Raw genomic sequence first — 12,442 nt, forward strand, 5'->3', positions numbered from 1 at the left:
GGAATCGCGCGGCGCGCCCCGCGCCCGCGCCTGGACGCAGCGGTGCGCGGGATGCGACGCCGCGACGCGGCGTCACCGCGCGCGACCGGCGGTATCCTCCCCGGCGATCAACTTCGCCCGGAGCCCCAATGACCCTTGCCACGCTGCGCCCGCCGCTGCGGATCGCGATCGTCGGGTACGGCACCGCGGGCCAGGCGGCGGCCGTGCTGCTGGCGCGGGACGGGCACCGGCTGGAGGTGTTCGAGCGGGCCGCCGCACCGGGGCCCGTGGGCGCGGGCTTCCTGCTGCAACCCAGCGGCCTGCAGGTGCTCTGGCGCATGGGTCTGCTGGACGCCGTGCTGGCCCATGGCGCGCGCGTCGGGCGGCTGTACGGCGAGACGCCCTGTGGTCGCGCGGTGATGGACATGCAGTACGCCGGCCTCGACCCGCGCCTGTGCGGCGTGGGCCTGCAACGCGGGGCACTGTTCCATCTGCTCGACCAGGCCTGGGAGGCGCGTGCCGCACTGCGCGCCGGCATTGCGATCGAGTCCGTGGACCCGGGCGACGACCGCTGGCTGCACGATGCCGACGGCCACCGGCACGGCCCGTTCGATCTGATCGTCGTCGCCGACGGCGCAGCGTCGCGTCTGCGCCGGCATCTCGGCACGGCCCGCACGGACCGCGTGTATCCCTGGGGCGCCTTGTGGTGCCTGGTCGCGGCCGGGGACTGGCCGTGGCTGCAGGAGCTGCGCCAGCGCTATGTCGCGGCACGCCGGATGATCGGCCTGTTGCCCGTCGGCACGCGTCCGGGCGATCCGGTGCCGCGCCTGAGCTTCTTCTGGAGCCTGCCGGTCGCCGCGTTCGAGGCATGGCAGGCGGCGCCACTGGAGGCCTGGCACGACGACGTGGCGGCGATGTGGCCGGAGGCTGCGGCGCGGCTGCACGAGGTCGTGCAGCACGGCCATCTGGCCCGCGCCAGTTACCGGGATACGACCTTGTCGCGCTGGCATCGTGGCCGGGTCGTCGCGATCGGCGACGCCGCGCACGCGATGAGTCCGCAGCTGGGGCAGGGCGTCAACATGGCGCTGCTCGATGCGGAGAGCCTGCGCGACGCCGTGCGCGCGCACGCCGTTGCGCAGGCGCTGGACGTCTACCAGCGGCAGCGGCAGCGGCATGTGGCGATCTACCAGGCGTGGAGTCGCTGGCTGACGCCGGTGTTCCAGTCGGAGCACGATCTGCTGGCGCGGCTTCGTGATGTGGCGTTCCAGCCCCTGGGCCGTATGCCGGGTGGGCGCGGACACATGTTGCGTGTCCTGAGCGGAACCCAGCAGGGCGCGTTCGGACGGCTCGCACTCGCCGCGGAGTTCATCGAGGCGCTCGCCATCCGCCCAGCGATGCCTGCACCGGTACCCGCGCCGGTGCCTGCGGTCACGGCCTGACGCGCGGCGTCAGGTGCAGGTCCACGAGCCGGTCTGCACGGGTCGCGTCCGTCGACCTGCGGCGCACGCCGCGGTCCCCGGACGGCACCGGTGTGGCGCCGGCAGCCGATCGTCCCCTGCCGCAGCGGGCCAGGGCCGGACCATTCGACCACAGCGCCTCGATGACTTCCGACGGTGCGGCCGACCCGCGCCCGCGAGCGTCCGCACGCGTCCGCAGCGCGCCGGGGATTGACAGGACACGTCCAAGGCGTAATTAATTAAGTAACCACTTAACCGGAGCCTGCGATGGAACGTGTCTTCGAAGCCCTGGCGTCGACGCCCCGTCGCCAGATCCTCGCCTACCTCAATGCCGGCGAGCTGACGGCCGGGGAGATCGGCGCCCGTTTCGACTTCAGCAAGCCGGCGCTGTCCGGCCATCTGCGCGTACTCGAGCAGGCCGGACTGATCGAGCGCGAGAAGCGTGGGCAGTTCGTCTATGTCCGCCTCGTGCCCGACCGCCTGGCGAATACGGTGTTCGCCTGGGCGGCCGAGGTGTGTCCGGTCGCGGGCCCGCTCAAGCGCGAACGGCGCGGCGGGGGCGCCCGATGAGCGCGGTCGCCGGCGCTGCCGCCCGGGGCCTGCGCACACCGTTCACCGGTGTGCGCGCGTCGGCCACGTTTCCCGCGATCCGGCTGGCCTCGCACTGCGGCGGTCTGCCCGTCGACGTGACCCTGGTGGCCCAGTTCGCGCCGGGGCAGGGCGACGTGGTGATCGGCGATGCGCTGCGCAGGCAGCAGGCGCATCCGGCGTTCGTCGATGCACTGGACGAGCCCTCGACACGCATCGGAACCATGGACCTGGCCCGCGGTGATCCCTCGTCGCTGTACACCTTCGGCGTCGGCGCGGGGGGCCATCCGTTCCATCGCCACGCCGGCAACCGGGTGTTCACGGCCGTCTCCGGCAGCGCGGGCGCGCATCTCCGGTTCTCGACCGCCTCGCAGGGCCAGATCGACGCGGATCCGCAGGCCTTTCTCGACGCCCTGCACGTGGTTGAGGTGCCACCCGACTGCCTGTTCTCGGTGCGCTTCGGCGGCGGCACGTGGCACCAGTTCGTCTCCGCGCGGCCCGACGGACCGCATCCCACGCTGTTCGCCCTGTCCTGCCACCCCGACGAGGCGGGCGGCGGCCTGGATCCCGCGACGCGCGCGCGGGTGATCGCCAATACCGCGGACATTCCCAGCCTCACCGAAGTATTGCCTCCAGCGCTGCAGCGGCTGCTGGAAACACGCCTGCGTGCTCCGGCCACCATCGCCACCACCGCCCTGTCGCTGCACGCGCCACCGGCTTCGATCGCTGCGCGTCTATGCACCGGCCTGCGCGGCGCAATGGGTCGGATGCGCGCCGCGGTTGCGGCGCGTCGCCCCGCCGCCGGCTTTCTCGCCGACAACGGCGGTGGCCGCACGCTGGTGACGCGCGCGCCCAGTGAGGACTTCCTGCTGGCCAGACACTGGCCGGGCGCCTGCGACCACGAGGACCAGGTCGCCGTCCGTCTCGGTGTGAACGCCGGACCGGCCGAGGTCATGGACCGGCTGCTGGAAGGCTTCGTCGAGAACCCGCCCGATGGCGTGTCCCGGCTGATGGCGCTGCGCAATGCGCTGGTGCGTCCCGCGCGACTGCGCACCTCACCCCTGGGCTGCCCGGCCTCGTCCCTGCTCGCGGTCGATGCCCCGCTGCGGTTTGCCGGCCGCCATCCGGTCCTCGCGCAGCACACCACCGGTGACGGCAGGCGCATCGAGGTGATTCTCGGCGCCGACGACCGGCACCTCGCGTTCCGCACCTGCGTGACCGTGGAGACGCTGCCCACGGGCGGGATCGTGTGCGCGATGACGACGCGGGTGCGCATCCGCAACGCGTTCGGCCGCTTCTATCTGGCGGCCATCCGACGCGTGCACCGGCGTTATGTCGCACCGGCGATGTTGCGACACGCCGTGGATCATGCGGCGCGCGCGCTGCGCGCCGGCGAGGAGGGCGTGCCGTCCCGCCATGCACCGGGCGTCGTCGGCGCGGCACGGCGCACCCGACGGGTCTGACCGTGGACCGCTACGCCGACAGCGCGACTCAGTCGATGAACTGCAGCCGCGCCAGTTCGGCGTAGAGGCCACCCTGCGCGAGCAGTTCGGCGTGGGTGCCCTGGGCGACGATCCGGCCCTGGTCCATCACCACGATGCGGTCGGCCTTGAGCACGGTCGCCAGTCGATGCGCGATCACCAGGGTGGTCCGGCCTTCCATCAGCCGCGAAAGCGCCTGCTGCACCGCGTGCTCGCTCTGTGCATCCAGTGCCGAGGTCGCTTCGTCCAGCAGCAGCACCGGCGCATCGCGCAGCAAGGCCCGGGCGATCGCGATGCGCTGCTGCTGGCCACCCGACAGGCGCGCGCCGCGTTCGCCGAGCGGTGCGTCGTAACCCTCCGGCAACGCTTCGATGAAGGCATGGGCCTCGGCGGCACGCGCCGCGGCCTCGACCTCCGCATCGCTGGCCTCCAGCCGCCCGTAGCGGATGTTGTCGCGTGCGCTGCCGCCGAAGATCGTCGGTTGCTGCGGCACCAGGGCCAGCTGGGCGCGCAGCGCGTCGGGTGCCATGGCGCGCACGTCGACGCCGTCGATGGCGAGTGTCCCCTGCGCGGGATCGTGGAACCGCAGCAGCAGCGACAGGACCGTGCTCTTGCCCGCGCCGGAGGGCCCGACCAGGGCGACGGTCTCTCCCGGCGCCACGCGCAGTGAGAACCCCGCTAGCGCAGGCGCGTCGGGCCGGCTCGGATAATGGAAGCCCACATCGTCGAAGACCAGTTCGCCGCGGGCCGGCGCGACCGCCGCGACCGGCGTTGCCGGCGCGCGGATGGCGGGTGTCTCGACCAGCAGTTCGGAAATGCGGCCCATGCCGCCGGCCGCGCGCTGCAGCTCGTTCCACACTTCGGCGAGCGCGCCGACCGAACCTGCGCCGAACAGCGCGTACAGCACGAATTGCCCCAGCGTGCCGGGGCTCATGTCGCCGTTGACGACATCGTGCGCGCCCGACCACAGCACGGCGGTGACCGCGCCGAAGATCAGGGTGATCGCCACGGCGGTGATCAGCGCCTGCAGGCCGATCCGGCGACGCGCGGTGGCCACCGACAGCGCCACCGCATCGCCGAAGCGCCCACGCTCATAAGGCTCGCGCGCATGGGCCTGCACGGTGCGGATCGCGCCGAGTGTCTCGTTGGCGAGCGCGTTCGCATCCGCGATGCGGTCCTGGCTCTGCCGCGAGACCTTTTCCAGCCGACGCCCGCCCAGCACCAGCGGCAGCACGAACAGCGGGATGCCGATCAGGGTGAAGGCGGCGAGCCGCGGGCTGGTGACCACCAGCATGGTCACGCTGCCGAGCACCATCAGCGTGCTGCGCAGGGCCACCGACATGGTCGAACCGACGACCGAGCGCAGCAGCTCGGTGTCGGCGCTGAGCCGGGAGACCAGGTCGCCGCTGCGGTTGCGCTCGAAGAACGCCTGGTCGAGATCGAGCAGATGGCCGTACAGGCGGGTGCGCAGGTCCGCCACCACCCGCTCACCGAGCAGCGACACGAAATAGAACCGCGCCGCCGTGAACAGCGCCAGCGCGACCGCGACCGCCAGCAGCAGGGCGAACGTGGCGTCGATCCGGCTCGCATCGGCGAAGCCGTTGTCGATCATCCGGCGCACGGCCACCGGCAGGCTCAGCGTGGCGACGGACGAGGCCGCCAGCGCCACCAGCCAGGCCGCCAGCAGCCCGCGCTGGCGCATGACGAACGGCCAGAGTGTCTTGAGCGCGGTGATCCGCGCCTTGGGCGGCGCGCCGTCGGTGGTCGCGGGCACGCGGGGAGAGCGGAAGGCCATCAGCGGGACTCGTCCGCGGCGGGTGCGAACTGGACCTGGTTCCGGGTGGCATCGCGCAGGCGTGTTTTCAAGTCCGCCACGCGATCGCTCGGCAGTTCGAGGCGCAGGCGGGCGCCGTCGGGCTGGAATGTCTCGTCGAGCTTGCGGGCATGCGCGGCGGGCAATGCGGCATGCAGCGCGCCGAGCGCATCGAAGGGCGCGTGCAGCGAGAGCACGGTCATCGCGATCAGTGGACGTCGCGGCGCCGTGCGCAGGCACTCCGCGGCGCAGCCGCCGTAGGCGCGTACCAGACCGCCGGCACCGAGCTTGACGCCGCCGTACCAGCGCACCACAGCCACGATGATCCGGTCGAAACCCTGGCCGTCGATCGCGGCGAGGATGGGGCGCCCGGCGGTACCGGCCGGTTCGCCATCGTCGCTGGAGCGGTACTGCGCGCCGACCCGCCACGCCCAGCACGTGTGGGTGGCGTCGGCCACCTGCAGCGTGCGCAGCACCGACTGCGCGTGTGCCTCGTCCTCCACCGCGCGCGCCGTCGCCTCGAACCGGCTGTGGCGGACCTCGAGCACGTGCGTGGCCGGACCGGCCAGCGTGTCCAGCGGCATCGGACGCTCAGTCCAGCAGCGCGCGGAGGTCGGCGGGCAGTTCGGCGCGCGGATAGCGGCGGTGGAACTCGGCCAGGCTCGCCCGCGCGGCGGCGATCTCGCCCGCGTCGAGCAACTCGCGCACGCGCTCGAGCCAGGCGCGTTGCACCTCCGGCGAATCGGCCGAGGCGGGGGGCTGGTCCTCATCGGCGGCGTCGAAGGCCGGTTCCGCCTGGGGCAGCCGACGCAGCGTGGGAGCATCGCGCCGCGTGTCCGGCGGCGTGGCGATCCGCTCCTGCGCCTGGCTGCGCGCGAGGCTCGGGATGGACGCCGCGGACGGGCCGTCGCTCGCCATCGTCTCGGTTCCGAACGCCGTGGGCGGGGCCGGTGGCGCGGACGGAGCCGGCGGGGCCGGCGGAGGCGGGGAGGGCACAGGGGTGACCGAAGGAGCCGCGGGCGGCGCCAACGCCGTATCGACCTCGATCGGTTCGGCTGGCGGAGACGGCGCCGTCGCCGCGCGCTGCGGTGCGGATTCAGGCGTTCCGGCGCCTGCCTGTCGCGTCGCCGTGTCGTCATCCGGCGGCGTGGCCTCGACCGCCATGCGTCGGGCAGGTTCCATGCGTGCGTCCCGGGACACGGGCGCCTCGACTGCTGTCATGTCCGACCACGGCTCGGGTCGCGCATCGGGCCCGGGACGCAGCTGCCAGGCCACACCCACCGCGACGAGCAGCGCGGCTGCCACGCCCACCCCCGTCGGCCAGCGACGCCGCCGCGGTGTGCGGGGCCGGTATGTCCGTGCCGGCGGAACACCGCCGCCAGGCGCACGGTCTGTGTCGCGCGCGGCTGCCGCCCGTCGTGCCGCCTGCAGGATGGCCGCGTCCAGCGCAGGCGAGGGCGCGTCCGTCGCCATGCGCGCCAGGCCGTCTGCGACGGCCTGCTCGTCCGGATCCAGCGGAGGGCGGGGTGGAGGATTCATGGGTTCATCGTCGCGCGCAGTTTGTCCATCGCGTAGCGGAGTCGGGACTTCACGGTCTCGCGTCCGGTGCCAGTGATCTCCGCGATCTCCTCCAGCGTCAGTTCCTGTTCCAGCCGGAGCAGGACGACCTCGCGCTGCTCGGCGGGCAGCGCGTCCAGCGCCGCCTGCAGGCCACGCTGCGCGTCGAGCGCGGCGGTGAGGCCCTCGGGCGTATGCGGATCCTCGATCTGCGCGGTGCGCAGGTCCGCATCGTCCGGGGCCGAGGGGCGATGGCGCGTGGCGCGCCAGTGATCGGCGAGACGATTGTGGGCGATCCGGTAGAGCCAGGTCGTGAACATCGCCTCCGGCGTCCAGTCGGCATGCGCCGCGATCACCCGCTGCCAGACGTCCTGGAAGATGTCGTCGGCCAGTGCGCGGTTGCGCAGCTGGCGGACCAGGAAGCGGTAGAGCTTGTCGCGATGGCGTCCGTAGAGAACGTCGAACGCGGCGACGTCGCCTGCGGACCAGGCCCGCATCAGCGCATCGTCGCCGGGTACTGCGCGGGGGCTGGCGACGTCGTCCATGGCGCGCAGAGTACGTGGTGGCCGCAGACCCGGGAAGCCCGCGATCGGCAGGACCCGGCGGGTGGGCAGGAGGCAATCGGCGCGCATGACGTGCATCAACGCGCGTGCGGCCGGGCCGGGGTCGCCGCGCGGTGGGGGCGACGGTTTTGGGTATGCTCGCGGCGGGGGAATCCACAGAACGGACGCATCGTGCCTGCTCGCCATCGAACATCGACGGCCGCCCGGCAGTCGCTCGTCGACGTCGCCGCGCATGTGCGGCCGATCGTCGCGACGGCGCCGGCGGGCACGTACGTCCGGATCCACTGGCGCTGCCCGGTATTGGGCGCGGGGCACGTCGTCTCGGACCCGGCCATGGCGATGCCCAGTGAACGTCTCGACGCGGCACTGGAGGCGGCGGGCGGCCTGGGGGATCCGGCGATCGACGTGCTTGCGGTCGATACCGGCGCGTGCTTCGCGATCGCCTGCGAGCCGGCCGCGCTCGATCCGGCCGGACGCGCCTGGCAGCAGCTCGCGCTGCGCAGCGCCGCGATCGCACTCGACGCGGTGCGCGGCGAGCGCAGGCTCGACCAGTTGCGGCGCTCCGAGCGCCTGCAGCAGGCGCTCTACGCCATTGCCGATCTCGCCGGCTCGACCCTGGACATGGACGATGTGCTCGGGCGGATCCACGGCATCGTCGGTGGGCTCACCACGGCCGAAAACTTCTACATCGTGCTCTACGACGATCTGCGCGACACGGTGCGCTTCCTGTATTTCGTCGACGAACGCGATCCGTGGACGGCCGATCCGGACGAGGAGCTGCAACTCGACGCGATGCCGCCGAGCCTTACCACCACCCTGCTGCGGCACGGCCAGCCGCTGGTCGGGCCCTCGGCCGAGCTGCGCCGTCGCCACGGGGTCGATCTGGTGGAATCACTCACCGGCCCAGACAGCGCGGACTGGCTGGGCGTGCCGATGCGCCGCGACGGTCGCGTCTGCGGCGCGATCGTCGTGCAGAGTTACGACCTGCCGGGACGCTACAGCGACGAAGACCGCGCGTTGCTGGAATTCGTCGCGCAGCACATCCTCACCGCGCTCGAGCGCCGCCAGGCACGGGCCGAACTGGAGCGCCGGGTGGTCTCGCGGACCATCGAGCTGCAGGAGGCGAACTTCGGTCTACAGGCGCAGATCGCCGAGCGCGAACGCGCAGGCAAGCTGCAGCGCGCGCTCTACCGGATCAGCGAACTGTCGGTGGCCGCCGGCAGCCTCGAGCGGTTCTACGCCGACCTCCATGCGATCGTCGGCGAACTGCTGTACGCGCGCAATTTCTACGTCGCCATGCTGAGCGCGGACGGCCAGCAGCTCGAGTTTCCGTACTCGGTGGACGAGCGCGACGCCGAGCGGCGCGCCCGTCCCCTCGGCAACGGCCTCACCGAATACGTCATCGCCAGCGGCCAGCCGCTGCTGGTGCGGCGCGAGAGCATCCTGCTGCTGGAGGCCACGGGTCATGTGCGCAGTCGCGGCACCCGTGCCCAGTGCTGGCTCGGCGTGCCGCTGACCCGGGACGGCCGTCCGGTCGGCGCGATCGCGGTGCAGAGCTACGACCCGCGCATCGGATTCTCGCCCGACGACCAGGAACTGCTGACCTTCGTCGCCCATCACATCGACAGCGCACTGGAGCGCAAGCGTGCCCAGGCCGCGCTCAACGCGGCACACGCCGAGCTCGAGTTCCGCGTCGAGGCACGCACCCGCGAGCTCGAGGATGCCAACCGCGAACTGCGTGCGCAGATCGGCGAGCGGATCCGCGCGCAGCAGCGTCTCGTCCACCAGGCGCGGCACGATCCTCTGACCGGGCTGCCCAACCGCCTGCAGTTGCTGGAGCGCCTCACCACCGCGCTGCAGCCGGACGGCGACGGGCGACGCACGCCGTTCGCGGTGCTGTTCCTCGATCTCGACCGGTTCAAGCTGGTCAACGACAGCGTGGGCCATGCGGCCGGCGACGCGATGCTCGTCGAGGTCGGCAAGCGCATCGCCGCTTCGCTCGAGCCCAAGGACCTCGTCGCGCGCCTGGGCGGCGACGAGTTCGCGGTGATGCTCGCGGGCGTGGACGATCCCTGCATCGCCGAGGCGCGAGCCGACGGCCTGCTGAAGTCGCTCGCGGCCCCGGTCTGGGTCGCGGGTCGCGAGCTCTATCCGTCGGCGAGCATCGGTATCGCGATGTCGCATCCCGACTATCTCGACGGCCACGGCCTGCTGCGTGATGCCGACGCGGCCATGTACCGGGCCAAGGCCTGCGGGCGCGACCGCAGCGAACGCTTCGACGAGGCGATGCGGGCCGAGGCCACGCGCCTGCTGGATCTCGAGGCTGACCTGCGGCGGGCGATCCTGCAGGATGCGTTCGAACCCTGGTTCCAGCCGATCGTCCGCGTCGCCGACGGCGAGGTGGTCGGACACGAAGCGCTGCTGCGCTGGCGGCATGAACTGCACGGGATGCTGTACCCGGCCGAGTTCATCGGGGTGGGCGAGGACAGCGGCCTGATCGAGCAGGTGGACTGGCTGATGTACCGCCACGTGTTCCGCCATCTCGCCGCGGGGGCATCGCCGGGTTACGTGTCGATCAACGTCTCGCCGCGGCATTTCCGCTCCGGTGATTTCGTCGAGCGGCTGCTGGGGCTCGCGGACGAGGCGGGCGCGGATCCACGCCGGCTGCGGATCGAGATCACCGAGGTCGCATTGCTGGACGATGCGCCGCGCGCGCTGCGCATGCTCAATACGCTGCGCACCCACGGTGTCCTGGTGCTGCTGGACGATTTCGGGACCGGCTTCTCCGCGCTGTCCTACCTGCACCGCTTTCCGATCCAGGCGCTCAAGATCGACCAGAGTTTCGTGCAGGGGCTCGGCAGCGGCATGCATGCCGAGAGCCTGGCCCTGGTGCGCGCGATCCTCGCGCTGGCGGGCACGCTGGGCATCGACACGATCGCCGAAGGCGTGGAAACCGCGCAGCAGCGTGACCAGTTGCACGCGCTGGGCTGCCAGTATGGGCAGGGCTACTTCTACGGGCGTCCGTCGAACGCGTTCGAACCGGGAGCGCGGATCGCCTGATCCGCCAGCGCTAGGGCGCCAGCTCGACGCAGTCGCGTCCATTGTGCTTGGCCGCGTACATCGCCCGGTCGGCGACGGCGAACGCAGCCTCGATCCCGCCGGCATGCGTGGGCGGCAGCACGTGCACACCGATGCTGGCCGTGACCGGGATGCGCAGCGCGCCCGAAACGCAGGGCTCGGCATTGAGCGCGCGGCGCACCGCCTCGGCGACCGCGAGCGCGCCCTCGTGACCCTGCCCCGGCAGCGCCGCCACGAATTCCTCGCCGCCGAAGCGTGCGAGCAGCGCATCGTACGGGCGCAGACAGCGCCCGATGCGATGGGCGGCCCAGCGCAGGCAATCGTCGCCGGCGACGTGGCCATGGCGGTCGTTGATCGACTTGAAATGGTCGAGGTCGATCATCATCAGGGCCAGCGGCGTGTCGCCGGCCCGTGCCTCCTCGGCCAGGGTGGCGAAGGCCTCGTGGAACCATGACCGGTTGTAGAGGCCGGTCAGACCGTCGCGGCGGCTCGAATCGCGCAGCCGTGCATGCGCTTCCTCCAGCTGCATCAGCGCACTGCGCACTTCCTGCGTGCGCTGGGCGACCTTGCCCTCCAGACGCTGGTTGGTCTCGGCGCTGATGCGCTGGTTCTCGTTGCGCAGCGCCGCGTAGCGGTGGCCCAGCGCGATCGACAGCAGCAGCATTTCCAGCGCCGAACCGATCTGCACGCCGTGCTCGGTGATGAAGGTCTTGGGCAGCAGGCCGAACGCGAGCAGGGTGAATGCCGCCGTGCCGAGCAGGAACATCGACCACGCCAGGAGCAGCAGCTTGGCCGGCGTGTAGCCCCGGCGCAGGACGACCACGGTGGCGACGACGATCCCGATCACGCCGACCAGCACCGCGCGCGAGGCCACCGGCGTCGAGATGCGCAGCGGCAGCCAGACCGACGCGAGGCCCAGCAGCACGAAGAAGGCGATCAGCGCCAGCAGCATGCGGTTGCCTGCCGGCCAGCGCCGCGGCAGTTCGAGAAAGGTCCGCGAGAACTGCAGCATCGCCACCAGCGCCAGGCAGATCGAGATCGGCACCGCGTGGTCGGCGAGCCAGGGCGACTCGGGCCACAGATACTCGAACCCCAGGCCGTTGAGGGTGAACAGCACCAGGCCGAAGGCGGTGACGTGGCACAGGTACCAGAAGTAGCTCGCGTCGCGCAGCCACAACCACAGCACGAGGTTGTAGAAGAACAGCGCCAGCATGATTCCGTAGTACAGGCCGATCGCCAGCTGTGCGTCGCGCGAAACCTCCATGAAGGCCTTGGGCGTATAGAGCTGAAGCGGCACCTGCATCGAGCTCTGGCTCTGCACGCGGACCAGCAGGTCCACGGGCGTGCCGAGGGGCAGGTCGAGCGCCATGTTGGGATGGCGGTAACGCACGCTGCGTGCGTCGAACGCGCGGTGGTCGCCGCCGGCGTGATGCAGGGTGCGCCCGTCGGCGTGACGGACGTAGAGATCGACATGGTCGCTGAGCGGATATTCCTGGACCAGCAGCCACCGCGGCTCCTGCGGATCCAGGTTGACCACGCGCACGTGGAACCAGAACGCACCTGGCTGGAAGCCGAACGTGTCGTTGCCGCCGGGCAGAGGGGTCATGCCTGCGCCGTCGACCCGCCGCCACACGTCCTCGACCCGGTCGACCGCCATCGCGTCGTGGTGATAGCGCACCTGCGGCGAGAGGCGCAGGGTCCCGACGCCGGCGACCAGTTCGACGGCCTGGCCCAGCGCGAGCGACGGCATCAGCAGCCATGTCATCAGCAGCCATGCTGCCAGACGGTGTCGCCCTGCACGGGTCGCGACCATGTGGTGTCCTCTGGAGTATCCCTGTCCCGCGCGGATGCGCCGCGGCCCCGTGCCCGTTCCATCGGTGAAGGCGAACGGGGCCAGCGTACGGGAGCGGCCAGCTGAAATCACCC

General features: G+C 71.7%; 9 protein-coding genes. 4 read left to right on the forward strand and 5 right to left on the reverse strand.

The window, feature by feature from the left end; translation table 11 throughout:
• The first annotated feature begins 143 nt into the window (after window positions 1–143).
• From H0E82_RS10175 to H0E82_RS10185, 3 genes are all read left to right on the forward strand, one after another.
• Window positions 144–1,418 (forward strand): FAD-dependent oxidoreductase, encoded by a 1,275-nt coding sequence (locus H0E82_RS10175; RefSeq protein WP_180545571.1) that lies wholly within the window; start codon window positions 144–146, stop codon window positions 1,416–1,418.
• Window positions 1,419–1,703: 285 nt separating this feature from the next.
• A complete protein-coding gene (locus H0E82_RS10180) occupies window positions 1,704–2,006 on the forward strand; it encodes a metalloregulator ArsR/SmtB family transcription factor (protein WP_180545346.1) in 303 nt (100 codons plus the stop codon).
• Entirely contained in the window at window positions 2,003–3,487 is a 1,485-nt protein-coding gene (locus H0E82_RS10185; protein ID WP_180545347.1) for a DUF2867 domain-containing protein, read from the forward strand. The genes H0E82_RS10180 and H0E82_RS10185 overlap by 4 nt, the downstream gene beginning before the upstream one ends.
• A 28-nt stretch (window positions 3,488–3,515) precedes the next feature.
• Here the strand turns inward: H0E82_RS10185 and H0E82_RS10190 are convergent, their stop codons facing one another.
• From H0E82_RS10190 to H0E82_RS10205, 4 genes are all read right to left on the reverse strand, one after another.
• Window positions 3,516–5,300 carry an ABC transporter transmembrane domain-containing protein gene (locus H0E82_RS10190; protein WP_180545348.1) on the reverse strand — a complete coding sequence of 595 codons (1,785 nt, stop codon included), beginning with the start codon at window positions 5,298–5,300 and terminating at the stop codon, window positions 3,516–3,518.
• Window positions 5,300–5,902, reverse strand: coding sequence for an IMPACT family protein (locus H0E82_RS10195; protein ID WP_180545349.1), 603 nt, complete (start codon window positions 5,900–5,902; stop codon window positions 5,300–5,302). The genes H0E82_RS10190 and H0E82_RS10195 overlap by 1 nt, the downstream gene beginning before the upstream one ends.
• A 7-nt stretch (window positions 5,903–5,909) precedes the next feature.
• Window positions 5,910–6,236 (reverse strand): hypothetical protein, encoded by a 327-nt coding sequence (locus tag H0E82_RS10200; protein WP_180545350.1) that lies wholly within the window; start codon window positions 6,234–6,236, stop codon window positions 5,910–5,912.
• Window positions 6,237–6,853: 617 nt separating this feature from the next.
• The gene (locus H0E82_RS10205) at window positions 6,854–7,420 is read right to left on the reverse strand and encodes an RNA polymerase sigma factor (RefSeq protein ID WP_180545351.1); all 567 of its coding nucleotides are present in this window, start codon (window positions 7,418–7,420) and stop codon (window positions 6,854–6,856) included.
• Between the two features lie 351 nt (window positions 7,421–7,771).
• Between H0E82_RS10205 and H0E82_RS10210 the strand changes: the two genes are divergently transcribed.
• Window positions 7,772–10,498, forward strand: coding sequence for a bifunctional diguanylate cyclase/phosphodiesterase (locus H0E82_RS10210; RefSeq protein WP_180545352.1), 2,727 nt, complete (start codon window positions 7,772–7,774; stop codon window positions 10,496–10,498).
• Between the two features lie 10 nt (window positions 10,499–10,508).
• Here H0E82_RS10210 and H0E82_RS10215 read toward each other — a convergent pair whose 3' ends face one another.
• On the reverse strand, window positions 10,509–12,329 hold the full coding sequence (locus H0E82_RS10215) for a sensor domain-containing diguanylate cyclase (protein WP_180545353.1): 1,821 nt from the start codon (window positions 12,327–12,329) through the stop codon (window positions 10,509–10,511).
• Window positions 12,330–12,442 lie beyond the last annotated feature (113 nt).

Source organism: Luteimonas deserti (assembly GCF_013425765.1).
Taxonomy (GTDB): domain Bacteria; phylum Pseudomonadota; class Gammaproteobacteria; order Xanthomonadales; family Xanthomonadaceae; genus Luteimonas; species Luteimonas deserti.

Coding starts and splice junctions, on each gene's coding strand:
- H0E82_RS10180 (WP_180545346.1), top strand. CDS start 1,704: ATGGAACGTGTCTTCGAAGCCCTGGCGTCGACGCCCCGTCGCCAGATC.
- H0E82_RS10185 (WP_180545347.1), top strand. CDS start 2,003: ATGAGCGCGGTCGCCGGCGCTGCCGCCCGGGGCCTGCGCACACCGTTC.
- H0E82_RS10190 (WP_180545348.1), bottom strand. CDS start 5,300: ATGGCCTTCCGCTCTCCCCGCGTGCCCGCGACCACCGACGGCGCGCCG.
- H0E82_RS10195 (WP_180545349.1), bottom strand. CDS start 5,902: ATGCCGCTGGACACGCTGGCCGGTCCGGCCACGCACGTGCTCGAGGTC.
- H0E82_RS10200 (WP_180545350.1), bottom strand. CDS start 6,236: ATGGCGAGCGACGGCCCGTCCGCGGCGTCCATCCCGAGCCTCGCGCGC.
- H0E82_RS10205 (WP_180545351.1), bottom strand. CDS start 7,420: ATGGACGACGTCGCCAGCCCCCGCGCAGTACCCGGCGACGATGCGCTG.
- H0E82_RS10210 (WP_180545352.1), top strand. CDS start 7,772: ATGGCGATGCCCAGTGAACGTCTCGACGCGGCACTGGAGGCGGCGGGC.
- H0E82_RS10215 (WP_180545353.1), bottom strand. CDS start 12,329: ATGGTCGCGACCCGTGCAGGGCGACACCGTCTGGCAGCATGGCTGCTG.